A 25,313-nucleotide genomic window follows, 5' to 3' on the forward strand; every position below is an offset into this window, starting at 1 on the left:
CTTGGTGAGTTGCGACACACAACTTCCTACAAACATTGTAATACACTCTATAACCAGTTCACAAGATAGAATTTAGTGTTTTTCTTTAAAAACGACGTTTTTTTCGCTCAAAAAGTCGGATAATGCCTGAAAAACTTCTTTAGAATCCGCAAGGCCATACTGTTTTGGAAGATTCTTCCGAATTTTCTCATTTGGCCAATATAAAGTAACGGGATTTTTTCCAGGGTAGCGTTGCATGATTTGCCAGAGTTGTTTCTTTTCTTGCTCGTCGTCTTCGCTCTTGTTCAAGCGGAGGAACCAGGTTCCGGTGGCGGTCGCTTCAGGCTGAGTCGTTTTGGACTTTGCCACCGTTTCTTGCCCCTGTGATTCCTTAAAACCAGCGGAATTACCAACCAGAGCATCCTGCTCGCGTTGCTTGTTCCCCTCGTTTGGGTTGACCCTCGAAAGTGAGTTGGCGATCAGCGAGAGCCCCTGACGGTACTCTGTCTTTCCCTTCAGCAAGAAGACCGCGCCAACCTTCAACTGGTCGGCTAAGCGCTCGAAAAGTTTTGGAAAGACCGTGACGTCGAGGGAGCCGGTCATGTCGGAAACAGAGAGGAAGGCCATTTGGTCCCCCTTCTTTGTCTTGATGACCTTCACCTGCTTCACCAATCCGTAGATGGCCGTCTGCTGATTTTCCTTCAAGGCGGCGATTGGCTGCACCTTGTTTTGGTCGTAGTCGGACTGGAAGGCTTCTGTTGGGTGTCCGGAGAGGTTGAAGCCGAGGACGTCCTTTTCCTTTTGGAGACGTTCGACGAGGCCGAAATCAGCGACCTTCTTCACTTTGGTTTCCTTCAACACCTGGTCACCGAAGGCGGCGGCCGTCAGCATGTCCGGAATGTTTTCAATCAGCTCGCGACGATTGTAGCCAAAGCGGTCGAGCGCACCGGCGTACACAAGAAGCGCCAACTCCTTTTCACGGCGCCACTTTTCAGGCAACGCCAGAAGCAGTTCCTGAATCGTCTTAAAGGGACCAACCTGCTCGCGAACTTCCAGGAAGTCCTTGATAAAGGGCGTGGAAAGTCCTGAGATGTTGGACAGACCCATGAGCAGGCTGTCATCTTGAATGGACCATTCTGCAGCAGAGCGGTTGATGTCTGGTCCAAGGACCTTCACCTGGCGGCGCTTAGCTTCAGACAGATAGCCCTGAGCCTTGGCTACACCCTGGTTGGCGTTTAACAAGGCCGTGTAGAAGGCAAGCGGTGCGTGCGCCTTCAAATAAGCCAGACTGTAGGACAACGTTGCGTAGGCAACGGCGTGGGACTTGTTGAATCCGTAGTTGGCAAACTGATCGATGTAGGCAAAGAGCTGCGTGGCTTCTTCCTTGGAGTGACCGTTTGCCACTCCACCCTTGATAAAGGCGACCTTTGACTCTTCCATCTGCTTCATTTTCTTCTTCGCCATGGCAGAACGGAGTGAGTCGGCCTGGGCCAGCGAGAAGCCGGCGTAGGCTTCGGCGACCTTCATAACCTGTTCCTGGTAGACCAGGATGCCGTAGGTTTCCGCCAGAATCTGATCCACGATGGGGTCGGACTTCGGAACGGGTTCCTGTCCAAGCCGGCGCTTGATAAAGGTTTCAATGTGCTGACTTGGACCCGGACGGTAGAGGGCTGTTGAGGCTACGATGAGTGAGAAGTTGTCCAGCTTCAAGCGCTGCAACATCCGCTGCATCCCCGCCGATTCAAACTGGAACACCCCGTTCGTCTGCCCGGCAGCAAACAGTCCGAGCGTCTTCTCGTCGTTCAAGGAAATCTTTTTGATGTCAAAATCACTGCCGAGGACCGGACGCGCCAACTCGATTCCCTTAGCGAGAATCTTTAGGGTCGTCAGCCCCAGCACATCGATTTTTAATAGTCCGAGTTCTTCGACGGGTCCCTTTGGCAGCTGGGTCATCAAATAGCCATCGTTTCCACGTTGAACGGGCAGCGTGTTAACCAGTGGCTGATCGGACAACACCACACCGGCCGCGTGGGTCGAGTAGTTACGGGGAAGGTTTTCAATCTTTTTAGCGGTCTTCAGTAGCAAGTCACCGAAGTCCAACTTGGACAAGGCAACTTCCAAACGGTTCTTTGGGTCTTCCAGCGTTTGAGCCAGGCTGACCTTTCGACCGTTCTTCCCTGCTGGAATGCAGTCGGTGAGCTTCTTTTGCTCCTTGGCATCCAAGCCAAACACACGACCAACGTCACGAAGCACCTGCTTGGCCGCCAACGTTCCGAAGGTGATGATTTGGGCAAAGTCCGCCTGTCCGTACTTATCGTGCAGGTAGGCCAGGAGTTCGTCACGACGGTCGTCGGGCCAATCGATATCGATATCGGGCATCTGAGCTCGGTCCGAGTTCAAGAACCGTTCGAAGAGCAGTCCTTCCTTGATGGGGTCCACGTTAGTGATACCCAGGCAGTAGGCCACCAAAGAGCCGGCTGCTGATCCACGACCCGCCCCCGTTTGCACGTGGTGGTCACGGGCGAACTTCAAAATGTCCCAAACAATGAGGAAGTAATCCGAGAAGCCCAGGTCAATGATAACCTTCAACTCCCGTTGCAATTGCGCCAGGTAGTTACTTGCGTCCTGCACCCCTTCCATCTGAAGCCGGCGTTTCAAACCGGCTTGCGCCAGGTTCGTTAGGTAGGTCGCTGAATCAAGGCCGGAATCCTGTTGGAAGACAGGCAGTGCGGGCTTCTTGAAGGCAAGCTCGACCTGCACCTTGTCCATCAAAGCAACGTTGTTGTCGTAGGCCTGCTTGAGTTCAGCACTCTGGTTGTAAGCGGCACGGAGTTCGGCTTCGTCCTTTAAGTAAAGGTTCCCTTTTTCGTGGGCCATGCGTCCCAAGCCGTCGGTCAAGGTTGTCCCGGCGTTAATGGAGCGGAGCACCTTAGCCGTGAAAGCGTCGTCTGGGTCCATGTAGTCCACGCGGTCCCAGGCCAAAAGTGGTAAGTCGTGTTCCTTGGCGTAGGCTGACAAGGACTTCTGTTGGACGAAAGAAAGGTCCGGGTTGAATCCGATATAGAGCTTGTCGATGGCGTCGACCTGCTTGTACAAGAGGTCCAGGTAGTTGTTGGCCGAGGCATCCGACGAGGAAATGAGCTGCCCGAGTTCGGATTCGGCTGTCAGCGTGAGCGCGATGCCGTCCAGGTGACCCCTTAGCATGGCAAAGGTCATCGGCTCGTCATCTAAGGTCATCTTCTTGGATGAGAGTTGCACCAGGTTTTGGTACCCTTCTTGGTTAATGGCCGTCAGTAAAACGGAGAAAGGCGTGGCGAGGTTGATTAAACCGTTCACCTGTAACTGAAGGGAAAAGATGGGCTTGATGTCTTTTTTCTTGGCTTCCTTGTAGAAGTCAACCAAGGAATAGAGCACGTTTTGTTCGGCGATGGAAACGGCCTGGTAGCCGCGCGCCTTGGCCGTGGAAACGATTTGCTCGATGCTGCTTGGGCTTTGGAGTAAGGAATAGCCACTTTTCACTTGTAAGGGTGCGTACATAGATGCCTCCAAAGAATCTTTCTTGCTACAAGCATTATATCGAAAATTTGTTCTCATTAGGTAGAAATTAGAGGATTTCTTTACGGGTCCCATCGAGACGTTCAAACTTTGTTTAGAAAAAGTCTGCTTTATTCCTTGAATATTCTACGAGAAAGCGTAAGATTGTCAGTAAATAAAAAAGGTGGTGAAAAAATGCGCTATATCGTAACCGCACTCTGGTCGGCCCTTTTTGGACTTTTGATTGGCTACTTGGTCGGTCAAATGACCTCTGTTGCATTCAACCCAGCCCTTTCTGCTTTGGTCACAATCATTGTTGGTGAAGCCGCATTGATCGTCGTGCCAGCCTTGTCAAAGGATAAGACAGAAGCTGCTAAGTAATCTTATATAAAAACAAAAACGCACCCAATCTTGGGTGCGTTTTTTTTAATACATCATGTCTTATCGAAACGGCCTCGAAACGCTTTTCTCCGCCAGTCTCGACACGTTTGATTACTTCGTCATCTCACTCGCTTCTTGAACGATTTCAAGCAGAACGTCCGTTACCTGTTCCATGACCTGCTTGGAAACAAATTCGAAACGTCCGTGCATGTTTTCGCCACCCGCAAAGAGGTTTGGCGTTGGCAAACCAAGGAAGGTGATCTTTGATCCGTCCGTTCCACCACGGACTGGCTCAACGACCGGTTCGATGTTTTGCTTCTTCATGGCACGTTCGGCCATGGCAACAATCTCTTGCTTATCCTTCAATATGTCGCCCATGTTGTGGTACTGGTCTTGTAAGTGTACTGAGACACGTTCTTGACCAAAGCCCTTGTTCAGCTCATCAGCGATAGCTTGCAACTTCGCCTTCTTGGCTTCAAACGCTTCCTTATCATGGTCACGAATGATGTAAGCCATCTTGGCTTCATCCGGCGTTCCCGTCAAATCGCAGAGGTGGTAGAAGCCTTCACGCCCCTCCGTCTTTTCGGGGCGTTCGTTGTCTGGCAAGGCGTTGTGCAAATCGATGGCCACCTGCAAAGCGTTGACCATCGTGTCCTTAGCTGTTCCTGGGTGGACGTTTTGTCCCTTGATGTCAATCTTGGCACCAGCAGCGTTGAAGGTCTCCCACTCGAGTTCACCGAGCGGTCCCCCATCAACCGTGTAGGCGAAGTCCGCACCAAAGGCTTTCACGTCGAAGTTGTCGGCACCGCGTCCAATTTCTTCGTCGGGTCCAAACCCAAAGGCCAAAGGTCCGTGCTTCACTTCCGGGTGCTCAATCAAATAATCGATGAGCGCCAAAATTTCAGCGACTCCCGCCTTGTCATCGGCACCGAGCAAAGTCGTTCCGTCAGTCGTAATCAGGTCGTGTCCCTTGTAGTTGTGCAAGTTTGGGAAGACCTTCGGATCCAAGGAGAAACCGGAATCACCCAATTCGATAATGGATTGGCCGTCGTAGTTTTTCACTTCCTGCGGGTTCACGTTCTCGCTGTTAAAGTCAGCCGTGTCCACGTGGGAGATGAAGCCGACGGTTGGTGCGTTGTCCACGCCGTTTGCCGAGAGCTTGGCGAAGACGTAGCCGTCCTTCATGGTTTGTACGTCGGAAACCCCCATCTCTTGCAACTCAGCAGCCAAATTCTTCAAGAAGGCGACTTCCTTTGGGTCAGAAGGAATCGTTTTTGATTCTTCGTTCGAACGGGTATTAATCTTCACGTCGCGCAAGAAACGTGTGATGAGCTTAGGGTACTTTTCTGACATAATGGCCTCCTTTTGCCTCAACGATGGCTGGTTTACTTAAGCAAACTGCTTAGAGATAGGTATAGGGATCCGTGTTAACTTGGCTTGAGATGGCGGTCACGCCATCGCCGAACCATTGTTCAACAAGGTGCTGCATTGGTTTTTTGGCCAGCGCCTCCATGTGATGGTCGGGGTCGAGCACGGCAAAATCGGACGCGAGGATGTCGTGTCCCACGTGGTAGTAAACATCGGCGGTGATGTAGAGGTCGGCCCCGAGCGACTGGGCACGCCGCCAGAATTTGCCACCGTCGCCGCCCAAGACGGCGACGGTTTTAATGACCATATCCGGATGCTTGGCAATCAAGCGTAGCTGATCAACTCCGCAGATCGCCTTCACCTGCTTGGCGTAGTTCGACAGCTTTACCGGCTCCTTCAAGTGTCCGATGCGACCAAGGCCTGCTTCGGCGTCGTTTTCATCGACCATCAACGGCTTCGCATCTTCGATGTCAAAGGCCGCACAGAGCATGTCGTTCAAGCCGCCCTTTGCCGAATCCAAGTTCGTGTGCGAGGAGTAAACGACGATGTCATGCTTAATCAGATCCGCGTACATCTTGTTCTGCGGGTCCGACAAGTCCAAGTTCTTCGCTGGGAAGAACAGTGGCTCGTGGTGGGCCCAGATGAAGTCCACGTCGTTTTCAATGGCTTCTTGCACTATTTCAGGCCGCACGTCCAAGGCGGTCATCACCTTCTTGATTTCCTGCTTTGGGTCACCAATCTGCAAACCGGTTGGATCGCCCTTTTCAGCCAATGCCTTAGGGGCAAAAGCTTCAATTTTGTCTACTAAATCCTGTGCTTTAACCATGGAAAACCTCCGAATCAATGGCTTCAATCCATTCTTTGACTTCCTGATACTTAGGTAAGGCCGTCTGGCCGCTCTGTTCCAAGCGGTCGACGACCTGGGCGTAGCGGTCGCGTTCGTGCTGCCACTTTGCCTTGAAAATTGGTCCCTGTTTTTTGCGTAAGATTGGGCCAAAAGTCAAATCCGCCCGTGACAACGTTTGCTCGCCTGGACGAGCCACGATGATTTCATAGCGGTGACGGCCTTCGGCCACCATTTCCTCGTGCTGAATGGCATAACCGTTTTCAACCAACCAGGCGCGCAAGGCGTCCTGATCCGTATTCGGTTGCAAGACCAACTGCGGGAAAGTCCCCAATTCCTTCTTCGCGTCTAAAATCTTTTTGATGAGCAAACCACCCATCCCGGCAATCACGACAGAATGCACGTTGTCGTCCTTGCTCAACGCGGCCAAGCCATCGGCCAAACGACAGTCGATTCGGCTGCTCAGCCCTTGTGCACGAACCGTGCTCTTGGCGTTTTCGAGCGGTCCCTTCGCCACTTCACCGACGATGGCTTCCGGACTCTTCTTTTGTTCGACCAAATAGGTCGCCAAGTAGGCGTGGTCGGAACCGATGTCAGCCATCTTGGCTTGGTCATCCACCAGGTTGGCGACGGCTTCTAATCGTGGTGTGAGCTTAATTTGGGACATGAAAGACTCCTTAAAATCAAAAGGTTGTAAACGAATTATTAGATTACTCTAATTATACGGGTTCAAAACCTATTCGGCAATCCAATCAAGGGAAATAAAAAAAGCCCTAAGGGCTTTTTTATCGATGAGCGTACTGTCGACGTTTTGCTGCACCATCTGAATCACCTGGTAGAATTCATTTTTCTTCAAAGTTTGAATGTAAACCGGATGTCTTTTGCTCAGATCAAAGGAATAAATTTGACTGGTATTAATCTGACCAATCACTTGATAGCCCTTCAAATCGAATCGTGCCTTCCAATTTCGTAACTGACTGGTTATCGGAAGGAGAATGGCCATTTTCGTGACGCCATGGTAGTAATTCGTTGAAATCACAAGTGCAGGACGACGCTTTTTAATTTCAATTCCTAGTGCAGGGTCAAAGTCTACCCAGATAAGATTTCCCTGCTTCGGCCGGTACATGACTATTCTCCAATTTCGGATTCGAAAAAGGAAATTGGGTCTTCCCCTTCGTATTCGCTTCCTGGAGCTGAGTCCGCAAACTTAAAAGGGACCCTTGGCGACAAAATCAGCGTTCCGTCCCCCTCTTCGAAGACAACATACTGACTACCCGCTGTGAGATTGAGTTCTTCTGGCAACGTTAAGGTATAGGAATCACCGTGTTCACGTAAAGTTGTAACCGTCATTTCAAATCCTCCTGTTTTTTCTTTTATTATACGGTCACCCCCAGCCAATCCCCTATAGCCCTGTCCTAACTAACATTTAGGCAACAAAAAAAGCCGTTTCCGGCCTTCATTTTAATCATTTTCAAGTAACTTTTTAACTGGCGCAAAAGTTCTGCGGTGGATGGGACATGGCCCCAACTTCGCCAACCCTTCCATGTGCGCCTTGGTGCCGTAACCATCGTTTTGTGAAAAGCCGTAACCAGGGTATTCCTTGTCATAGGCCTTCATCAACGAATCACGGGTCACCTTGGCAAGGATGGAAGCCGCACCGATGGAATTAGAGCGGGCGTCACCCTTGATGAGAGACTGCTGCTGGATGGGCAGGTCAACGTTCATGGCGTCGACGAGCATGTAATCAGCGGGCACGTCCATGGCCAAAACTGCCTGCTTCATGGCTTCACGACTGGCCTGGTAGATATTGATTTCGTCGATGCGAGCGGCGTCAACGATTCCGATGCCGTAGTCAATGGCCTGTTCCTTGATTTTCGAAACGAGGTCGTCTCGGACTTTTTCGGAAAGCTGCTTGGAGTCGATGACACCGTAGACGTCGAAGTCGGCTGGTAAAATCACCGCTGCCGCGACAACGGGCCCCGCAAGCGGTCCCCTACCAACTTCATCAATGCCGGCTATCGCCTGAAAACCCTGCTCCCACAATTCAGACTCGAAGCTAAAGCGGGTCATGAAGTCAGCCTTCAATTTGGCCTTCTTCTCCAGGCGCTTGTCGTAGCTCGCAAGCGCGGTCTTTACGCCGGCTCGCTCGTCTAAACGCCAAGCGGCCAAAGTTGATTCGGTAACGTTCTCTTCTTTTAAAGCAGCCTTAATCGCCGCAATCGTCTCAGTCATGTTCGTGATCCAGGGTGTAGCGGCCCAGTTTACCTGAGCGGAGGTCGTTTAGCATCCTGACGGCTGCCTTGTCGTAGTCATCCTTAAAGCCGAGCTTCGAAGTGATTTCCAAGAGCACCTCGACGTCGGTCATGGTGTCAAAGGCGTCGTCAGCTAAGTGGTAGCGGTCGACAACGGCCTGTGGGTTATAACCACGGTAAAAGGCCAACAAAGCTAAAGCCGCGTCATCAGTGGCAAAGATGGTGTCCTTGATGGCACCGGTCAAAGCCAATCGCTGACCAGTCTTTGGGTCTTCAAACTTTGGCCAGAGGACACCTGGTGAGTCCAAAATTTCAAGACCAGTTGACGTCTTTAACCAGGCGACCTTCTTCGTGACACCAGGCTTGTTAGCCGTGATGGCCACGTTCTTTTGCACCAAGTGGTTCAGCAAAGTGGACTTCCCGACGTTTGGAATTCCGGCCAACATCACGCGGATGGGACGGTCGTGAATCCCCTTCTCTTCTTGGGCGGCAATTTTATCCGCCAAGATATCCTTGGCCTTCTTTGACATGACCTGCGCGGTCTTAGGTCCACGCGTGTCCAAAACAGCCACGTGGAGGCCCTGCTTTTCAAAGTAGTTCTTCCAAGCCGTGGTTTCTTTAGGATCCGCCAAGTCCGCCTTGGTCAAAACAAGCAGACGTGGTTTATCACCAATCAGCTTATCCACTTCGGGATTTCTTGATGAAAGTGGCAAACGGGCGTCTACCAATTCAAACACAATATCGACCAGGGAAAGGTTTTCACGCATCAAGCGGAAAGCCTTGGCCATGTGGCCTGGATACCATTGAATATTCTTTCCCATCGAAATTCCTTTCTAACTAACGAGAAGCCTGGTACTCGGCCCAGGCTTCATCAAAAATCGTCATGGACATCAGGTAGGATGCTGATGTCTCTAAGTATTCGGACAGTTCGTCAAAATCCATGGACTGCTTTGGAAAAGCGGGGTCCAAAAAGGCGTTGTTGGCGAATTGTTGGATTTCAGTTGCGGCAACTGCATTGCGGTTGGTCATGAGCCAACCGTAAAAGCTCCGTGATTTACTGGGCATTCTTCATTACTCCGGTAAAGTTAAATTTGTTGTCTTGTAAGTTCAATTCTGAAGCGCGAATTGACCAAGAATTCTTCTTGGTTAACTGCGTCAAATCCAAAGCGATTTGCTTTTGGTCCGGTTGGACTTGAACGCCCTTTGGACCAGAATACATTTCCTTCACGTAACCCAAGGCCACGTTGACTGGCAAGTCGAGCTTCCCGAGTTCAACCTTTTGCACGTCCATGATGACGTTGCCGCCTTCGGCAACCTTAGGCAACATCGTCAACTTCGTGTCCAGCTTTTGGCCGTAAATCTTAACCGTACCAGAAGCCGTCACGTTGTCTTGGTTCACCTTGAAGTCGAATTGACCGTTTGACTGTTCGTTTAAGTACGTCTTGGCTAAGGCGTTCAATTGGTCACGGTTCAGTGACAAGTCAACGGTTGTTTCGTTTTGCTTAGGCTGTGAGACAAAGCTCGTGCGCGTTGGCACCATGGCCAAGTAGGCCGTGTAGGCACCACCAGCCAGGATAGCGACAATTAATAACCAAAATAAGAAAAACCAAATCGAACGACGTTTCTTCATGACAGCCTCTTTTTAATCTTCTGCTTCAAACAAAATAGCCAAGCAACCCATCCCCGTGTGCGTCGCAATCAATGGTGAGGCGACCATCACTTCGATGTTTACATCAGGCCAGATGGTGTTTAGTTCATCGGCCATGGCTTGTGCTTCTTCGGGGATACCCGTGTGGGTCACACCGATTGAAAGCATCTTTTTCTTGGTCTTCATCTCGTCAACGACCTTTTGGTTGAAGGCCTTGATGGTCTTCATTCCGCGGCCCTTCACGACGACGTCGACCTTTCCTTCGTCGTCGACCTTGGCTCCGACCTTGATATTCAAGACGTTACCAATGAGCCCCTGTGTCTTAGACAAACGACCACCGGCAACCATGTTGTCGAGTGAACGGAATGACAAGTAGATGTGCGTCTTTGAACGGGCATCTTCAGCTGCGGCGATAACTTCTTCTAAGCTACCACCCTCGGCCGCAACCCGAGCAGCCGCAAGGACCACAAAGGCTTCGGCTTGATCGGCTTGGCGAGTGTCAAACGTTTCCACGTTCCCCTTGACCAAAGCACCAGCTTGGCGGGCGGCGTTCACCGTTCCAGACAAACCGGATGAGATGTGCATGGACAAGATGTCCATTTCAGGGTCTTCCTTCAAGCATTCTTCGTATGTTTCTTGGAACACACCGATGGATGGTTGAGAAGTTTGTGGTAAGTTCTGGCTCTTTTCCATCTTGTCCAAGAACTCTTCTGGTGTAATCGTCACACCGTCCTGGTAGATTGTGTCATCGATTTGAACAGTGAGGGGCACGATCTTAATGTCGTACTTTTCCAACTCTTCCTTCGTGAACTTTGCACCAGAATCGGTAACAATTTTAACCTTCGTCATGACTGCCTCCTAATGGCTTTCGTTTATACAATAAGAATTCAATGGCTTGCCCGTTGTCCTCGTCTTTTTGAGAGGAAACGAGTTCGAAAGACGCGTTGTCGACTGGCTCGACAAAGGTATCCCCGTCAAAGTCACCGGCGACCTTTGTGATGGACAGTTCCGTTGCGATTGGCATCAGGGACTTGTAGAGGGTTGCCCCTCCGGCCACGGTGACCAAGCGTTCGGACGTTAACTCCGCGTCGATGAGGTTTTGCAACTCACGGAGGGAGTGCACAACCGTCACCTCTTCATAACCGGGGTCGAAGTCGAGCTGGGTGCTCAAAACGACCATCTTCCGTTTTGGTAAGGGGCGCCCGATGGATTCCCATGTAGCACGTCCCATTACCATTGTAGAATTGATGGTCTCTTTTTTAAAGTGGGCCAAGTCCTTTGGCAGGCGCCAAGGTAGTGTGCCGTCTTTACCGATGGCGTACTTGTCGTCTTCAGCCCAGACCATTCGAACTGTCTTCATTTAGGCCTCCTTTGTAAAGGCGCGAATCGCCTCTGCATCGTTGTCTAATTCATTTAGAACAACAGCGTGTTCAATTTGTTTTAAGAGATTGCCCAAAGCGGGCCCTGGCGTGGCCAGGCCCTCTTTGATTAACTGTCCCCCGTTCAAGGCGAGCTCGCGTGGTGAACGGATGGCCAGGCTTGAAAGGGTTTCTCGTACTCGCGTTCGCACTGCTTCGTCTACCTCGAGGATGGCGAGGGCTTCGACCAGTGCATCTGACAGGTCGTTTACCCGGTACAGGTCCCAGACCGTTGCCTTTTCAGGTGCTTGTACGATCGGTGCCAGACGGGTCACCGTTCCCATAATTTCACGGGAAAGCTTGTAGCTATGAAGCTCCTTTTGGAGTTCGTCGGCTGATAAGCCAGCGGTGCCGAGGTACAAAAGCCAGCAAACAGGTAGTGTCTTTGGCTGTTTCTTATCGAGGTGTTTAGCCAAGTGCAAGACGTGCTCGGCACTCATCATTCCCGCTTCACCCGGCATGTGACTGAGCAAATCGACGTCGACGAGGTCGCGCAAGCCATCCCCGGCCGCCTGTCCCATCAGAAGCTTTTCGAACTCCACCTGGATACGTTCAATGGCGATCTTCTCCAAGTTCGGTGCGAGGTCCTTCAGGGCGTCCCGCGTCTTCTCTTCAATGCTGAAGCCGAGCTTGGAAGCGAAGCGCAAGGCACGCATCATGCGGAGCGCGTCTTCAGTAAAGCGCTCGTGGGCGACACCAACGGCCTTGATTTGCTTGTGCTTCAAATCGGTGAGGCCGTCAAAGTGGTCAATGACATCCCCGTTTGCCGCGAGGGCAAAGGCGTTGATGGTGAAGTCACGGCGCTTCAGGTCTTCGGACAAAGAACGAACAAAAGTCACGGAATCGGGACGACGGAAGTCCGTGTAGGTGGATTCCGTACGGAAGGTCGTGATTTCGTAGCCTTCACCGTGGTCTAAGACCATGACGGTTCCGTGCTGAATGCCGGTGTCGACCGTCTTTTGGAAGATTTCTTTAATCTCCTTGGGGTAGGCGGACGAAGCGATGTCGACGTCATGGATGGCCTGGCCTAAGATCATGTCCCGAACGCATCCGCCGACAAAATAAGCCTCGAAACCGGCATCGTTGATTTTTTCTAGGATGGGCTTTGCAGCCTCTAATTCACTCGGTACTTGATCAAAGTGCATTTGGTCACCTCATGTTGGAAATTACACTACCTCTTATCTTAGCAAGAATTCTAGTCAAATGCACGCTGCTGGTCATGAAAAAACGGCAGCCCGAAGGCTGCCTTAAAACGTGATGCCCCATTTCAAAACGACGTGTCCAACGACCAAGTTGCACGTCTCATTCCAAGTTCGAACGCGAACGCTTAGAATTCTAGGTCAGCGAGACGTTCCGCAAGGTCGAAGTCATCGGGGTTCAACGCGACCACCTTCTCCAAGGTTGCCTTTTCATCCTTCACCGCACCGGTTTCGTGGTAGAAGTCGGCGAGGTCTTGTAGGAACTCGATGTTTTGTGGGTAGTCGACCTTGGCGGCTTCGAAGAACTCCTTAGCTTTTTCGTCGTCTTCCAAGGCGTGGTAGGCACGACCAAGGTCCCAGTTGAACTTTGGATCAACAAGGTCCTTGTCCTTGGCCTGCTTAATCAAAGCAACCACGGCGTCCATGTCGTGCAAGGCCAAGTGGAAGTCCGCAAAGGACAGGATGGTCGTGATGTCCATGTCGTCAAGTGAGAGTGACTTCTCGAAGTATTCCTTTGCGAGATCGTCTTCTTGCATTCGGAAGGCCAAGTCGGCGGCCAAACGGAACAATAATGGATTCGTTTGATCGTATGAAATACCCGCTTGGTAAGTTTGAAGGGCTTGCTTTTGTTCCTGCTTCTTTTCTTGGCTTTGTCCAAGTAATGGATAGACCGATGTGTAGTGTGGGTCTTGGTCCAAGATGTCTTCGTACAACTCGATGGCCTTGTCGACATCCCCTTGTTCTTGGTACAAAAAGGCCAACTGGAATTTCGTGTCGATGGTTAAGTCAACGGGCTTAATCTGTTCAAGGTAAGCAATGGCGTTATCAACGTTTCCGACCGCGGCGTAGGCCGTACCGATGCGGGCAGCCAAATCAACTTGAGCGATGTGTCGTTGACCCTGTAACAAGAGGCCACGGTACAAGGCAATGGCCTTGTTGTACTCCCCCGTTGAGAAGTAGAACTCACCGAGCGCAAAGGCCACGATTGGTTCTTCAGGGGCGAGTTCACGTGCCTTCTTTAATGACAACTCAGCGGATTCATTCAACCCTTCTTGTTGGTAGAGGTCGGCCTTCACCATCAAAGCTTGTAAGTAGGCTTCGGAATCCGGACTGATTTGTGCCAGGTAATCCTGTGCTTCTTCCAGCTTATCTTCTTCGATAGCCATTTCAGCCAAGGCGGACTTCAACTGGTCTTCGTCCGGGTACTTTTCTAAGAGGTGCTTATAAGCGGTTTTGGATTCATCCACAAAACCCATGGCGTAAAGATCTTCTGCCAATGAGAAAACCATGTCGTCGTCATCTTCTTTCAAAGAGGAAACAAAGGCGGCCTTGGCCTTTTCAACCTGGCCGAGCCGCAAAGCGGCTAACATTTCTTCTGCGTAATTCGTCATGAAAACACCTTTCCAAACTCTGTTTTATCAATACTCTATTATACTAAGCACTCTTCAAAAGCACAAAATAAAGCTGGTCATAATTTCAATTTCGCAATAGACCAATTCGTGCTAGAATAAATTTATTGGCATTTTTCTTTAAACCAAAATTTTAGATTTTTTAGAAAGGACAAGCGATGTACTCACTTACTAAAAAACGTTGGCAAGCCATCCACGAAAAAGACGCTTCTTACGACGGTGAGTTCATCTACGGGATTTTAGACGACCACCGGGTCTGCTGCCCTTCCTGTCCAAAAGAACAGAGTTGTGTTCCAGAAGAGGTTGAAATCTTCAAGACGACCGATGAAGCTTTATTCGAAGGCTTCATCCCCTGCCCTGAATGTCACCCCTTCGGTGATTTAACCGATAAAGAGAAGCTCGTCTACGACGTGAAAGTATACTTGGCACACAACTACCAAAAGCGATTGACCCTTGAATCAATCGCCGAGGAATTTGAGGTTTCAAGCGGTGTCTTGCACCGCGCCTTCATGTCCGCAACAGAAGAAAGCCCACAGGCTTACCTCGTTCGCCTTCGCATGTACCATGCAAAGAAGCGCTTGAAGGAAACAAACGAAGGTGTTGCCGTCATTGGATTAAAGGTTGGTATCCCAAACCTCTCCTACTTCAACACGGTCTTCAAGCAACAAGTTGGTATGACGGCTGTTCAATACCGAAAGCAAGGCTAAGGCCACCATTTGCAATCCCATTCACCTTGTCCTAAAGTGGACTTGTGAATGGGATTTTTGCATAAAGGAGGTTTTTTATGTACACGGATTTGACTGGAAAAGTCGCCGTTATCACCGGCGGTTCCAAGGGAATCGGACAAAGCATCGCCCTCCGCTTTGCCCAAGAACAAATGAAGGTGGTCATCAACTACCACTCTGACAAAGCAGGCGCCGATAAAGCGGTGAACGCCATTAAGGAAAACGGTGGTGACGCCGTGGCGGTTCAAGCCGACGTTTCAAAAGAGGAAGGCGTGAAGGCCCTCCTAGAAGCGGCGGACCAAAACTTCGGTGGCATGGACATCTGGGTGAATAACGCGGGGATGGAATTGAAGTCGAAGACCCACGAAGTGAGCCTGGAAGATTGGAAGAAGGTCTTGGACATCAACTTGACCGGTGTCTTCCTTGGCGCAAAGGAAGCCTTGAACTACTGGCTACCTAAGAAGCAACAAGGTGTCATCATCAACATGTCCTCCGTCCATCAGCAAATCCCATGGCCAACCTTTGCATCCTACGCGACGGCCAAGGGTGGCGTTAAGCTCTTTACCGAGACACTCGCCATGGAATACGCCCCTCAAGGTATTCGGGTGAACAACATCGCCCCAGGTGCGATTAACACGCCAATCAACGCCGAAAAGTTTGCGGACCCAGAACAATACAAGGCCACACAGGACATGATTCCAATGGCTAAGATTGGTGATCCGGAAGACGTGGCGAACGCTGCGGTCTGGCTGGCATCCAATCAATCGAAGTACGTCACCGGTGACACGCTCTACGTCGACGGTGGTATGAAGCTCTACCCCGCCTTCAAGGATGGTAAGGGCTAATCATCAATTCAAGCAAACAAAAAGACGGACAGTCAAAACTGTCCGTCTTTTTTTATACCCATTTTAGTGTGCGCCAATTTGGAAAGGCGTTTCCTTCCTCTTCGTCTCGGTTCAACGAATAGGAATGAACGAGGGCTTGGCGGGTAAAGTCCGCGGCGGCCCGGGATGCTTCGTTCAAATCTAAGTTGTCGGCTAAGAACCCAGCCATGGAAGCGGCAAGTACACAACCAGAACCGTGGTTGTAAGCATCGTTTAAAGCATCGTAGTGCAACACAACGCCGTGGTTGCTTTCATCAATCAAGACGTCCGTGTACTGCCCCTCAAGAATCCCTTCACCAGCCTTCAAGTAGATAGCACAACGTACCAGGTGGCTAAGGTCTGCCGCCAAGGTCAAGGCGCCGTTTCGACTCTTTGGTGCTGTTCGGTCCTCATCATCCAAGAGGAGCATGGCTTCGTTTAGGTTCGGCGTGGCAACGGAGGCAACTGGCAAGAGTTTTTCCCGGTAGGCCTTAATGACATCACGGCTCAATTCCGTTTCGCCCTCCTTAAAGGACATCACGGGGTCGACCACAACGGGGCCGAAGTAGTCTTTTAAGAAGTCGGCGACCGCCTCAATCTGCTCGACGGAACGTAGCAAGCCGATCTTAATGGCAGAAAAGCGTTCCACTTGGTCAAGGCTGTCGAGTTGAGCCTGAAAAGTCTCGATTGGGACAGGATCAATTTGAACCCCGTCTTTTTTGATGGAAACAATGGAGGAAATAACGGCAAAGCCCGCCATCCCCATCGTGGTAAATGTTGCTAAATCTGTCTGGAGTCCTCCGCCTGCAAGCGAATCGGAACCAGCGATGGTCAATATCTTTTTAACCATTGTAAAATCCCTCCTCTAAAGAAAAGACTGGCGGTAAAGCCAGTCTTTTGGTTGCGACGACCTCATTTTTGCTAAGCACACTTACTACTTGCTTGCTTTCTTTGTGGCCTTTTTTGTTGACTTCTTGGTTAAAGTCTTCTTTGAATCTTTTTCAGTCTTTTCTTCTTCGCCAGGTGCCTTTGGCTTGTCCCATGAGACGAAGTCACAGTCTGGATAACGGGAACAACCGTAGAACTTACGACCACGCTTGGTCTTTCGTTCAACGACCTGTCCCTTATGACACTTTGGACATTCAATACCAATCTCTTGGACGATGGCCTTTGTGTTTCGACAGTCTGGGAAACGAGAACAAGCGTAGAACTTTCCGTAACGGCCCATCTTGATAACCATTGGGGCACCACAGACTTCACAGTCCATGTCGGCGAGTTCGTCGTGCATCGTAATCTTTTCCAGCGTCTTTTCGGCTGACTCCACTTCCTTTGCAAAAGGCTTGTAGAATTCGTCAACGACTGGGACCCACTTCTTCTCCCCGACTTCGATGTCATCGAGTGAGTGTTCGACCTGGGCCGTAAACTTCGTGTCCGTGATGTCCGGGAACTTATCGTCCACGATGTTTTGCACCACTTCACCAAGTTCAGTTGGCACGAACTTACGGGCGTCAACACGGACGTAGTTGCGTCGTTGGATGGTGTCCAACGTTGGTGCATAGGTTGATGGACGACCAACACCGTTTTCTTCCAAGGCCTTGATCAAAGCGGCTTCGGAATAACGAGCTGGTGGCATCGTGAAGTGCTGTTCTGGATTTGTCTTCGACAAGTCCACGCTGTCCCCTTCAGCCAGCTCAGGAAGCAGGTTGTCCTTTTCCTTTGCGGCTGGGTAGGCCTTCGTGAACCCTGGGAACTTCGTCTTTGAACCGTTGGCATGGAAAAGCACACCGTTTTGTTCAACCGTAACGGCCATGGTGTCCAGAATTTCTGGTGTCATCAATGACGCAACGAAGCGTGACCAAATCAAAGAGTAGAGCTTGAATTGATCGGGCGTCAACTTATCCTTGATGGAGTCCGGCGTCTTCGTAACATCCGTTGGACGGATGGCTTCGTGGGCGTCTTGTGCTCCTTCTTGCGGCGTACCGGCCACTGGCTTGTGGCTTGAGTATTCTTCGCCCCAAGTGTCGTGGATGTAGTGCGCAGCCGCGTTCTTTGCAACGGATGATAAACGCGTGGAGTCGGTACGCATGTACGTAATCAATCCGACCTGACCCAAGCCCTTTCCAAGGTTGATTCCTTCGTAAAGCTGTTGGGCAGTCATCATGGTCTTACGCGTCCGGAACTTCAACTGCGTGTTGGCCGTTTGCTGCATCGTTGATGTCGTGAACGGAGGTTGTGGCTGACGCTTACGTTCCTTAGCCTTCACGGATGAAACCGTGAATGGCTTTGTCGTGTCTAAGTCAGCCATCACACTCTGCACGGCGGCGTTGTCAGGAAGCGGTTGCTTCTTGCCGTCAAATCCGTAGAAGTTCGCCTTGAACTTTGAACGGCCCTTCTTGAATTCAGAATCCAGCGTCCAGTATTCTTCGGGCTGGAAGGCCTGAATTTCCTTTTCACGAGCGATGATCAAACCGAGGGCAACGGACTGCACACGTCCGGCTGACAAACCACGCTTCACCGTCTTCCACAAGACGGGTGAAATCGAGTATCCCACCAATCGGTCAATAATACGACGGGCTTGTTGGGCGTCGACCAAATCCTGGTTAATGGTACGTGGTTCCTTAAAGGCGTTTTTAACCGTGTCCTTCGTGATTTCGTTGAAGACCACGCGGTTCGCCTTTTCTGGGTCCAAGCCCAAGATGTATTGTAAGTGCCAGGCAATGGCTTCACCTTCACGGTCCGGGTCGGATGCGAGGTAGACTTGCTTGGCAGCCTTAGCGGCCTTCTTCAGGTCCTTGATGACAGGTCCCTTACCGCGGATGTTAATGTACTTTGGTTGGTAGTCTTGTTCGACATCGACACCTAGCGTGGACTTTGGCAAGTCACGAACGTGCCCGATGGAAGCCACCACTTGGTAGGTGGAGCCCAAGTACTTTTCAATGGTCTTCGCCTTTGAAGGTGACTCCACGATCACCAATTTTTTATTTTTAGCAGACTTAGTCGTCTTCTTACGAGTCGTTGTTTTCCGAGTCGTCGTTTTACTGGTCTTCTTTTCTACCACAAAAGATCCTCACAGTTCTCGATTTCAAAATCTCATAGCATTCAGAATATCAAATGACACAGAAAAGTACCAGCCAATCTTGATAAATTAGCCGAAAAAGACACCTTTCTTCTATAGAATAGCGAGATTTTCTAATTTATGAGCTTCACAGCTCTCATAATAGCACTGGCCGAACACGCTGGCAAGCTACCGGCTTCAATGAGCTCGTTGCAGCCCACTGATTCTAAAGAAAAGATGGAACCAGGGACGGCCATCACCTCCCGGTTATTTTGGAGCGCTAAGTTGGCTGTGATGAGCGAGCCCGACTTGTGTTTGGCTTCGACGACCAAAGTCACGGACGACAGGCCCGCAATAATCCGGTTTCTTTCTGGAAAGTGCCCACGGTGAGCCAGCGTATCTGCGGGATACTCGGACAATAACAGCCCCTGCTGGCTAACTTCCTGTTGAATTAAGTGGTTCACGTAAGGATAGGAACGGTTCAGTCCGGCAGCGACAACTCCAATGGGGACGCCGCCAGCAGAAATGGTGATTTGGTGCGCCATGACGTCGATTCCCTTCGCTAAACCGGAGACAATCCCTACCCCGTTTTCAATCACTTCCGGGAGTAGCTTTCTCAGTGCTTTTAAGCCATAGTGTGTAGCGGTTCGGGTACCCACAACTGATACAAGCGGTAACTGCAACGACCGTAAGTCGCCCCGGTAGAAAAGAATAAGCGGTGGCTGGTAACTCTGGCGCAACATCTCCGGATAGGCCGCGTCAAAGTAAGTGATGAAGGGCTCTCGTGCTACCTGTACATCAAGCGAATGTTCCACTTCTTGGATGGCTTTGTCGTAGTTTTCAAATAATGCCCAATCCTTTGCGCTGATGTGACCCCCGTAGAGTACAAAGCCCAAGGCCGCCTTCGACCAAGGATAATGTCGTTTCATCCGTCCGGTTTGAATGGCTTCAATCACCCGTGCTTCTTTCGTTCGTCCGAGCCCCTTGGTTAAATGGATGGCTAGTAAAAAATCGCGTTCTTGCATCGTCTTCCTCCTTTAGTAAGTGATACGAAGAGGAAGATACACCGTCACCTTTTAGCCAAATAAAAAGAGCAGTGGCGTTTAGCCCTGCCCTTCAACGATTTCTGAAAGCACCGCCCAGCGGTCCATCTTTTCGTCTAGTTCTGCTTGTGTCGCTTCCAAATCCTTTTGGATGACGGCAATCTTTTCATAGTCAGATCCGTTTTCAACGATTTCCTCGTTGCAACGGTCAACCTTTTCTTCAAGTGCTGCGATTTCATCTTCAATCACAGCCCATTCTTGCTTTTCTTTATAAGTTAACTTACGAGGCTTTGGTTTATCAGAAGCTGCATCGCCCTCGTTTTTGACTTTGCCAGCGTCCGTCTCTGCAGTGGTTGAAGAAGGCGTCGAAGCACTCTCCTTTGCGAGCACAACGTCGTCCAAGTAGGCCGAGAAGGCCCCGTTATAACGGTCGACAACGCCATCCCCTTCCAGGTAGTAACCGAAGTCGGCCACGGAATCCAGGAAGTAACGATCGTGGGAAACGGTGATGACCGTTCCTTCAAAGGTCTGCAAGAAGTTCTCCAAGACCGTCAACGTTCCGATGTCCAAATCGTTTGTCGGCTCATCCAAGAGCAGCACGTTTGGCGCCTGCATCAAAATCTTCAACAGGTACAAGCGACGCTTTTCACCACCCGAGAGCTTGCGAACAAGTGTCCCGTGCATGAAGGATGGGAAGAGGAATTGCTCCAACAAGTCCTTTGCGGAAAGCATCTCGCCGTCCTGATTCTTGATGGAGGAAGCCACGTCGGTGAGGTATTCGATGACGCGCTTGTCGGCTGGAATATCCTCGGTTACCTGGGTGTAGTAACCAATCTTAACGGTCTGCCCCATTTCGTAGGTTCCGTCTGTCAGTGGCAGCTTACCAGCCAGCACGTTCAGCAAGGAAGACTTCCCAACCCCGTTTGGTCCCGTGATTCCAATGCGGTCACGCTGACCAAGAATCAAGCTCAGGTCCTTAAAGATGAGCTTGTCGCCGAATGACAACGTGGCGTGGTCAAGTTCCATGACCTTCTTTCCCAGGCGTGATTGGCCCAAGGAGAGCTCGATGTCTTCGTCTTGCTTGACTTGGCCCATTGAGGCTTCCAAGTCCGCAAAGGCCTTCTCACGGGCCGTTTGCTTCGTTGTACGGGCACGGGCGGATTTGTTCATCCAAATCTTTTCCTGCTCGTACTTCTTCTCGCGCTTGTGTTCAGCGAGCGCTTCGTCGGCCTGACGCTCCTTCTTTCCTTCCAAGTAGTCCTGGTAGTTACCGGCATACTCGTAAAGCTTTCCAAAGGAAAGCTCGAAGATGCGGTTGGTTACCCGGTCAAGGAAGTAACGGTCGTGGGTGACAGTCAAAAGCGCCCCCTTGTACTTGGCCAAGTACTGTTCCAGCCAGGCGATGGAATCGAAGTCCAGGTGGTTGGTGGGCTCGTCTAGGATGAGCAAATCAGGTTCTTGAATCAAAACCTGCGCCATTCCAACACGCTTCTTCTGACCTCCGGACAAGTGCTTCACCTCGGCCTTCAAGTCCGTCAAGTGCAACTGGGTCAAGATGGTCTTAATCTGTGATTCAATCGTCCAAGCATCGTCCGTGTCCATGGCGGCCTGGGCCTTTTCAAAGCGGGTCGCCGCCTTCTCTTCTTCCGGATGCAAGGAGAAGTAATCAAGCGCTTCCTGGTAGGCACGAATCGTGGCAAAGACCGGTTGGTCCCCCGCGTAGATGGCATCCAAAACGGTCAGGTGCCCATCCAGTGGTGGCTCCTGCTCCAAGTAACCGATGCGGTAATCGTTTTGCGTGGTGATGGTGCCCTTGTCGGCCGGGTGCTTACCGGACAACGCGTTCAACAAGGTCGTCTTCCCCGAACCGTTCACACCGACCAAACCGACGCGATCACCAGAGGCAATCATGAAGGAAAGGTCGTCAAACAGCACCTTTTCACCGTAAACTGAAGTTAAATTGTCGACTCGAAATTGTTTCATGCCTCCTATTATACTGAAAACCGAGGCATTTGTCGGCTCTCATGCCAAAATTCTTGCCCGCACGTGATAAAATAAAAAAGATATAAAACAAAAAGAAAAAATGAGTACACCATGATTGCTTGGATTCAAAAAACAAAGGTCGGCCTCTCGGTCTTAGGACTGATTGCGCTGTCGACTTTTCTGCTAGTCTTTTCCCTTTCACAACAGAATCAATTAACCACGCGACCAGACGGTGTGCCCCTTCGGAAAGGGCCTAACCGAACGTCGAAGCAGCTGGCCAGTCTAAAAGCCGGCACTAAGCTCACCGTTTTGGAACGAAAGAACGGTTGGTGGCGTGTGAAGGATGATAAGAACAACGACGAGGGTTGGGTCGCCTCCTGGGTGGCTAACAACACTTGGTTGAAGAAGCCAACGAAGCTTTCAGAAGCCACCATCGTGTTGGATCCTGGTCACGGTGGTTCCGACACCGGAGCCATGGCTTGGAATAAGAAGAAGTACGAAAAGACTTACACGCTTCAGACCGCTAAGGTAACGGAGAAGGAGCTGACGAAGGCCGGCGCCCGCGTCTTACTCACCCGTGATAAAGACGTGATTGTGCCGCTGCTTCACATCCCCCGCACGGCTGAGAAGTACCAGGCAGATGCTCAAATCTCCTTCCACTTCGACTCGTCTGACACGCACAACTCCGCGTCAGGAATTTCACAGTTCTACTACAATGATAATTCGCTGCCACTTGCACAGGCTTTGAACAAGTCCTTGGACAACCTGCCTTTGCAAAACCGTGGCTACGAATCCATCCCCTACCTCGTGATTAAAGACGTGTCCCGCCCGGCCGTCTTGCTCGAGCTTGGGTTCATCAATTCGGATAAGGACTTCGCCTACATCCAATCGGAAAGCTATCAAGAAAAGGCTGCCCACGACATCAAAGTCGGACTCGACAGCTACCTCGAAAACAACTAAAAAAAGACCAGCCTATTGGCTGGTCTTTTTGTTATCTCTGGTAGTGGTAGCGGGTGGATACAATTTTAAGTTCACCTTCTTGAATGATGTAAACAAAACGGTGTTCATCGGTAATCCGTCTCGACCATAAACCGGCCATCCCCTGTTTTAGCGGCTCGGGCTTTCCGATGCCAACAAAGGGATTCCGCCCAACGTCTTTAATAATTTGTCGAATTCGCTTCACTTTTTTCTTGTCATGGTCGAGCCACCACTCGAACTCTGACCACGAGGTCGGCGTCCAAATATAGCTATCAAAAATCAAGAATGGTACCTCTCATCGTGTCGTTTAAGATAGGCCAACGATTCTCGAATGTTCTCAAGGTTCGCATCCGTCCGAAGATAGATGTTCTCCACCATGTTGTCGTATTCTGCCTTGCTCACCAAGACCGCCTTTTCGTTGCTCCGTTTAGAGCTAATCAGAATCGGCTTTGCTTTCTCATTGACCTGATCAATCAATCGGTTCAGATGGTTCTGTGCTTTTACGTACGAAACTGCCTGCATCATAATCTCCTTTGCTTATAAATTCGAAAACGTTCTGACGTCGCCTTAAGTATTGATGGCCAAGCTGTAAAAGTCAATGTCGACAGTCATTTAGGACACGCCGTTTTCATCAAGAAAAGAAAGCATAAAAAAAACGGCACCCTTGCGGGTGCCGGGTAGGTAGATAGATACTACCCAGTTGGTCAAGAACTAGTATAGCACGCTTCTTCTAAAAGAAAAAGAAGCGAAACGCTCCTTTGTCATCAATCCGTTTTAGGCCCAACCCAATTCGCGAACCGTGCTTTTAATCAATGGTGTTTGATAGTTTTCACCCAAAGCGAGCGTAACAAGCGCGGATGGGAAGACCAACCAGGCTTCCACCTGGTCTTTTGTAAGCAAGCCGGTCAACGTCACCATCACGGGCACGTCCTTCTTCAAAGCAGATAAGTAGCCTTCTACGTCGGCCACGTCGGCGGCACCCAACACTTCGTTTGGCACCTGCAAGTTCACGATATCTGATCCTGCTTGAACAAAGGCGTCGTATGCTGATTGAATCGTGTCCTCTTCGAGGTCTGGCATCGTCATCGTTTCAATGACGAGAACACCGGCTTCCTTTGCGGCCTCACGGACTTTATCTTGTAGGTTCTCATCCAGGTTCTCAGGCAGATAAACGGCTGAGAATGCCCCGTTTGACACCTTCAAGGCTGAAACCAAGAAGAGCGTCTGGTCAGCTGGTGCCATTTCGCCCATGCCGCCTTCTTCCTTCGTTGCATAAGACAAGAAAAGGAAACGGTCGTTTGCCGTCTGCGCAGCGTTTTGAACGAGTTCTTGAACGATCTGCTTTTGGATGGCCGGCCAGTTGCCGATGAACTCTTCGTAGGCCTTGTCGAGCTCAGCTTTCATCGACGCCTTCTTCATGGCCGACATCTCACCCTCGTCGACGGCGTTTGCGCCCCCTTGCTTCACCTGGTCCCAGATGACCTCTTTTGAGAAGTCATCGGCGATGGCGTCCGCCTGCCAGATAACAACGTCTGGGTTTTGTTCGTCGAGTGCGTGCTTGAAGGGGGTAAACTTGTCGTTTGGTCCGAGTGCCATTGGCACGGCCAAGGCGGCTTGGTTAATGTTTTGCTTTTCTGAAATGAGCGTTTTGAAATCCATGATAATCACACAAAAGCCAGCTGCGAAGCAACTGGCTTTCCTTTATTTGTTTTAGAAAAAGTTCATTGAGTAGGACGCGGTAAATGTATCACCAGCGGCCAAGACGTTGTTTCCAAACTTCTCTTTGAAGTTTCCGGTCGCGTCAACCGTGTCGGCGATTCCCCACCAAGGTTCGATGGCGATGAACGGTGCGTTCTTTCCAGCAGGCGTCCAGATTCCAAGGAACTGGGCGTTATCCACCGTCATTTCCATTCCGTGCTGGTTCGCCAAGCGGGCCAAGAGGAAGGTTGCCTTTTGACGGTCCAGCTTCAAGATGATGGCATCGTCATGGTAATCTTCTTGGCGCAAACGAAGCGGAATGTCGGCGTTGAATGGTGATGGTACGTTAGGATTTGAGTATGGACCAACTAAGCGGATGCGGTCGTAAACCTTTTCCGGCTTCACGGACAAGTAGTAGTCGGAGAACTTTCCACCGTCCAAAGGCAAATTGAAGGCTGGGTGTCCACCCACTGAGAAGAAGAGGGATTCCTGCTTATCAGGGTTTGTCACCTCGTACTTCATGAACAATTCGGTCCCCTTCAAATCAAAGACAACGTCAAACTGGAACTTGAACGGGTAAACACGCCAAGTGGCTTCCGAATCCTGTAAACGGAATCGGGCGTGGTCCACGTCGTTTTCGATGATTTGGAAGTCCATGTTGCGGGCAAAACCGTGTTGGTTCATATAATAAGTTTGTCCGGCTAAGTTGAACTGATCGCCCTGCAATCGTCCAACAATTGGGAAGAGGTTTGGCGCGTGGCGACCCCAGTATTTTGGATCTCCGTACCAGATGTATTCCAGTTCCGCTTCCTTGTTCCAGGCAGAGACGAGCTCGGCTCCGTGCTCGTCAATCTTTACTATCATGTTGTCATTTTCTAACGTAATCATATTTTTATTTTACTACCAAAGTGGCTTTCTGACAATGGAAAAAACGCC

26 protein-coding genes are annotated in these 25,313 nt (G+C 50.5%); 4 read left to right on the top strand and 22 right to left on the bottom strand.

Annotation, left to right across the window (positions count from 1 at the left end; all coding sequences use genetic code 11):
• Positions 1-72 precede the first annotated feature (72 nt).
• Positions 73-3,516, bottom strand: coding sequence for a DNA polymerase III subunit alpha (locus NFX39_RS00205; RefSeq protein ID WP_252441899.1), 3,444 nt, complete (start codon positions 3,514-3,516; stop codon positions 73-75).
• 192 nt (positions 3,517-3,708) lie between these two features.
• On the opposite strand from NFX39_RS00205, the gene NFX39_RS00210 reads away from it, so the two are divergent.
• Positions 3,709-3,894, top strand: coding sequence for a YjzD family protein (locus tag NFX39_RS00210; RefSeq protein WP_252441900.1), 186 nt, complete (start codon positions 3,709-3,711; stop codon positions 3,892-3,894).
• Between the two features lie 111 nt (positions 3,895-4,005).
• Here NFX39_RS00210 and pepT read toward each other — a convergent pair whose 3' ends face one another.
• The 13 genes from pepT to NFX39_RS00275 all read right to left on the bottom strand — a co-directional run bounded on the left by pepT (position 4,006) and on the right by NFX39_RS00275 (position 14,014).
• Entirely contained in the window at positions 4,006-5,247 is a 1,242-nt protein-coding gene (gene pepT, locus NFX39_RS00215; RefSeq protein WP_252441901.1) for a peptidase T, read from the bottom strand.
• Positions 5,248-5,296: 49 nt separating this feature from the next.
• On the bottom strand, positions 5,297-6,088 hold the full coding sequence (locus NFX39_RS00220) for a Nif3-like dinuclear metal center hexameric protein (protein WP_252441906.1): 792 nt from the start codon (positions 6,086-6,088) through the stop codon (positions 5,297-5,299).
• Positions 6,081-6,773: a tRNA (adenine(22)-N(1))-methyltransferase gene (locus NFX39_RS00225; RefSeq protein WP_252441911.1), complete on the bottom strand. Its 693-nt coding sequence runs from the start codon at positions 6,771-6,773 to the stop codon at positions 6,081-6,083. Before NFX39_RS00225 ends, NFX39_RS00220 begins: the two co-directional genes overlap by 8 nt.
• Positions 6,774-6,842: 69 nt before the next feature.
• Complete coding sequence (locus NFX39_RS00230) at positions 6,843-7,232, bottom strand: type II toxin-antitoxin system PemK/MazF family toxin (protein ID WP_252441913.1); 390 nt, start codon at positions 7,230-7,232, stop codon at positions 6,843-6,845.
• A 2-nt stretch (positions 7,233-7,234) separates the two neighbouring features.
• Positions 7,235-7,456, bottom strand: coding sequence for an AbrB/MazE/SpoVT family DNA-binding domain-containing protein (locus NFX39_RS00235; RefSeq protein ID WP_252441915.1), 222 nt, complete (start codon positions 7,454-7,456; stop codon positions 7,235-7,237).
• Positions 7,457-7,567: 111 nt separating this feature from the next.
• On the bottom strand, positions 7,568-8,338 hold the full coding sequence (locus tag NFX39_RS00240) for a ribonuclease HII (protein ID WP_252441916.1): 771 nt from the start codon (positions 8,336-8,338) through the stop codon (positions 7,568-7,570).
• Entirely contained in the window at positions 8,331-9,179 is an 849-nt protein-coding gene (ylqF, locus tag NFX39_RS00245) for a ribosome biogenesis GTPase YlqF (RefSeq protein WP_252441918.1), read from the bottom strand. Before ylqF ends, NFX39_RS00240 begins: the two co-directional genes overlap by 8 nt.
• 16 nt (positions 9,180-9,195) lie before the next feature.
• Positions 9,196-9,423, bottom strand: coding sequence for a YozE family protein (locus NFX39_RS00250; protein ID WP_252441920.1), 228 nt, complete (start codon positions 9,421-9,423; stop codon positions 9,196-9,198).
• Positions 9,413-9,988: a YpmS family protein gene (locus tag NFX39_RS00255; RefSeq protein ID WP_252441922.1), complete on the bottom strand. Its 576-nt coding sequence runs from the start codon at positions 9,986-9,988 to the stop codon at positions 9,413-9,415. Before NFX39_RS00255 ends, NFX39_RS00250 begins: the two co-directional genes overlap by 11 nt.
• Before the next feature lie 12 nt (positions 9,989-10,000).
• Complete coding sequence (locus tag NFX39_RS00260) at positions 10,001-10,855, bottom strand: DegV family protein (protein WP_252441924.1); 855 nt, start codon at positions 10,853-10,855, stop codon at positions 10,001-10,003.
• Positions 10,842-11,366: a dihydrofolate reductase gene (locus tag NFX39_RS00265; protein WP_252441926.1), complete on the bottom strand. Its 525-nt coding sequence runs from the start codon at positions 11,364-11,366 to the stop codon at positions 10,842-10,844. The genes NFX39_RS00260 and NFX39_RS00265 overlap by 14 nt, the downstream gene beginning before the upstream one ends.
• Entirely contained in the window at positions 11,367-12,569 is a 1,203-nt protein-coding gene (locus NFX39_RS00270) for a CCA tRNA nucleotidyltransferase (RefSeq protein WP_252441928.1), read from the bottom strand. It lies immediately after the preceding gene.
• A 182-nt stretch (positions 12,570-12,751) separates the two neighbouring features.
• Positions 12,752-14,014, bottom strand: coding sequence for a tetratricopeptide repeat protein (locus NFX39_RS00275; RefSeq protein WP_252441930.1), 1,263 nt, complete (start codon positions 14,012-14,014; stop codon positions 12,752-12,754).
• Between the two features lie 176 nt (positions 14,015-14,190).
• On the opposite strand from NFX39_RS00275, the gene NFX39_RS00280 reads away from it, so the two are divergent.
• Positions 14,191-14,739 carry a helix-turn-helix domain-containing protein gene (locus NFX39_RS00280; RefSeq protein ID WP_252441933.1) on the top strand — a complete coding sequence of 183 codons (549 nt, stop codon included), beginning with the start codon at positions 14,191-14,193 and terminating at the stop codon, positions 14,737-14,739.
• A 77-nt stretch (positions 14,740-14,816) separates the two neighbouring features.
• Entirely contained in the window at positions 14,817-15,602 is a 786-nt protein-coding gene (locus tag NFX39_RS00285) for a glucose-1-dehydrogenase (protein WP_252441936.1), read from the top strand.
• Positions 15,603-15,654: 52 nt separating this feature from the next.
• Here NFX39_RS00285 and NFX39_RS00290 read toward each other — a convergent pair whose 3' ends face one another.
• The 4 genes from NFX39_RS00290 to abc-f all read right to left on the bottom strand — a co-directional run bounded on the left by NFX39_RS00290 (position 15,655) and on the right by abc-f (position 21,701).
• Positions 15,655-16,470 (bottom strand): hydroxymethylpyrimidine/phosphomethylpyrimidine kinase, encoded by an 816-nt coding sequence (locus NFX39_RS00290; RefSeq protein ID WP_252441938.1) that lies wholly within the window; start codon positions 16,468-16,470, stop codon positions 15,655-15,657.
• 84 nt (positions 16,471-16,554) lie between these two features.
• Entirely contained in the window at positions 16,555-18,678 is a 2,124-nt protein-coding gene (gene topA, locus NFX39_RS00295; protein WP_252441940.1) for a type I DNA topoisomerase, read from the bottom strand.
• A 131-nt stretch (positions 18,679-18,809) separates the two neighbouring features.
• Positions 18,810-19,700 carry a DNA-processing protein DprA gene (dprA, locus tag NFX39_RS00300; RefSeq protein WP_252441942.1) on the bottom strand — a complete coding sequence of 297 codons (891 nt, stop codon included), beginning with the start codon at positions 19,698-19,700 and terminating at the stop codon, positions 18,810-18,812.
• Positions 19,701-19,778: 78 nt separating this feature from the next.
• Complete coding sequence (gene abc-f, locus NFX39_RS00305) at positions 19,779-21,701, bottom strand: ribosomal protection-like ABC-F family protein (protein ID WP_252441944.1); 1,923 nt, start codon at positions 21,699-21,701, stop codon at positions 19,779-19,781.
• Positions 21,702-21,812: 111 nt separating this feature from the next.
• Here abc-f and NFX39_RS00310 point away from each other — a divergent pair, with 111 nt between their 5' ends.
• Positions 21,813-22,661, top strand: coding sequence for an N-acetylmuramoyl-L-alanine amidase family protein (locus NFX39_RS00310; protein WP_252441946.1), 849 nt, complete (start codon positions 21,813-21,815; stop codon positions 22,659-22,661).
• 31 nt (positions 22,662-22,692) lie between these two features.
• On the opposite strand, the gene NFX39_RS00315 is transcribed toward NFX39_RS00310, so the two are convergent.
• The 4 genes from NFX39_RS00315 to NFX39_RS00325 all read right to left on the bottom strand — a co-directional run bounded on the left by NFX39_RS00315 (position 22,693) and on the right by NFX39_RS00325 (position 25,265).
• A complete protein-coding gene (locus tag NFX39_RS00315) occupies positions 22,693-22,959 on the bottom strand; it encodes a Txe/YoeB family addiction module toxin (protein ID WP_420842950.1) in 267 nt (88 codons plus the stop codon).
• Positions 22,959-23,204, bottom strand: a complete 246-nt coding sequence (locus NFX39_RS06445; RefSeq protein ID WP_420842943.1) for a type II toxin-antitoxin system Phd/YefM family antitoxin — start codon at positions 23,202-23,204, stop codon at positions 22,959-22,961. Before NFX39_RS06445 ends, NFX39_RS00315 begins: the two co-directional genes overlap by 1 nt.
• Before the next feature lie 249 nt (positions 23,205-23,453).
• Complete coding sequence (locus tag NFX39_RS00320) at positions 23,454-24,338, bottom strand: type I 3-dehydroquinate dehydratase (RefSeq protein WP_252441948.1); 885 nt, start codon at positions 24,336-24,338, stop codon at positions 23,454-23,456.
• A 51-nt stretch (positions 24,339-24,389) separates the two neighbouring features.
• Positions 24,390-25,265, bottom strand: a complete 876-nt coding sequence (locus tag NFX39_RS00325) for an aldose 1-epimerase family protein (protein WP_252441949.1) — start codon at positions 25,263-25,265, stop codon at positions 24,390-24,392.
• Between the last annotated feature and the right edge of the window lie 48 nt (positions 25,266-25,313).

This window comes from Fructobacillus apis, assembly GCF_023893635.1.
Taxonomy (GTDB): Bacteria; Bacillota; Bacilli; order Lactobacillales; family Lactobacillaceae; genus Fructobacillus; species Fructobacillus apis.

Coding starts and splice junctions, on each gene's coding strand:
- NFX39_RS00280 (WP_252441933.1), top strand. CDS start 14,191: ATGTACTCACTTACTAAAAAACGTTGGCAAGCCATCCACGAAAAAGAC.
- pepT (WP_252441901.1), bottom strand. CDS start 5,247: ATGTCAGAAAAGTACCCTAAGCTCATCACACGTTTCTTGCGCGACGTG.
- NFX39_RS00230 (WP_252441913.1), bottom strand. CDS start 7,232: ATGTACCGGCCGAAGCAGGGAAATCTTATCTGGGTAGACTTTGACCCT.
- NFX39_RS00255 (WP_252441922.1), bottom strand. CDS start 9,988: ATGAAGAAACGTCGTTCGATTTGGTTTTTCTTATTTTGGTTATTAATT.
- NFX39_RS00310 (WP_252441946.1), top strand. CDS start 21,813: ATGATTGCTTGGATTCAAAAAACAAAGGTCGGCCTCTCGGTCTTAGGA.
- NFX39_RS00320 (WP_252441948.1), bottom strand. CDS start 24,338: ATGGATTTCAAAACGCTCATTTCAGAAAAGCAAAACATTAACCAAGCC.
- abc-f (WP_252441944.1), bottom strand. CDS start 21,701: ATGAAACAATTTCGAGTCGACAATTTAACTTCAGTTTACGGTGAAAAG.
- NFX39_RS00285 (WP_252441936.1), top strand. CDS start 14,817: ATGTACACGGATTTGACTGGAAAAGTCGCCGTTATCACCGGCGGTTCC.
- dprA (WP_252441942.1), bottom strand. CDS start 19,700: ATGCAAGAACGCGATTTTTTACTAGCCATCCATTTAACCAAGGGGCTC.
- NFX39_RS00225 (WP_252441911.1), bottom strand. CDS start 6,773: ATGTCCCAAATTAAGCTCACACCACGATTAGAAGCCGTCGCCAACCTG.
- NFX39_RS00270 (WP_252441928.1), bottom strand. CDS start 12,569: ATGCACTTTGATCAAGTACCGAGTGAATTAGAGGCTGCAAAGCCCATC.
- NFX39_RS00235 (WP_252441915.1), bottom strand. CDS start 7,456: ATGACGGTTACAACTTTACGTGAACACGGTGATTCCTATACCTTAACG.
- NFX39_RS00275 (WP_252441930.1), bottom strand. CDS start 14,014: ATGACGAATTACGCAGAAGAAATGTTAGCCGCTTTGCGGCTCGGCCAG.
- NFX39_RS00265 (WP_252441926.1), bottom strand. CDS start 11,366: ATGAAGACAGTTCGAATGGTCTGGGCTGAAGACGACAAGTACGCCATC.
- NFX39_RS00210 (WP_252441900.1), top strand. CDS start 3,709: ATGCGCTATATCGTAACCGCACTCTGGTCGGCCCTTTTTGGACTTTTG.
- NFX39_RS00290 (WP_252441938.1), bottom strand. CDS start 16,470: ATGGTTAAAAAGATATTGACCATCGCTGGTTCCGATTCGCTTGCAGGC.
- NFX39_RS06445 (WP_420842943.1), bottom strand. CDS start 23,204: ATGATGCAGGCAGTTTCGTACGTAAAAGCACAGAACCATCTGAACCGA.
- ylqF (WP_252441918.1), bottom strand. CDS start 9,179: ATGGGAAAGAATATTCAATGGTATCCAGGCCACATGGCCAAGGCTTTC.
- NFX39_RS00240 (WP_252441916.1), bottom strand. CDS start 8,338: ATGACTGAGACGATTGCGGCGATTAAGGCTGCTTTAAAAGAAGAGAAC.
- NFX39_RS00260 (WP_252441924.1), bottom strand. CDS start 10,855: ATGACGAAGGTTAAAATTGTTACCGATTCTGGTGCAAAGTTCACGAAG.
- NFX39_RS00325 (WP_252441949.1), bottom strand. CDS start 25,265: ATGATTACGTTAGAAAATGACAACATGATAGTAAAGATTGACGAGCAC.
- NFX39_RS00205 (WP_252441899.1), bottom strand. CDS start 3,516: ATGTACGCACCCTTACAAGTGAAAAGTGGCTATTCCTTACTCCAAAGC.
- NFX39_RS00220 (WP_252441906.1), bottom strand. CDS start 6,088: ATGGTTAAAGCACAGGATTTAGTAGACAAAATTGAAGCTTTTGCCCCT.
- NFX39_RS00250 (WP_252441920.1), bottom strand. CDS start 9,423: ATGCCCAGTAAATCACGGAGCTTTTACGGTTGGCTCATGACCAACCGC.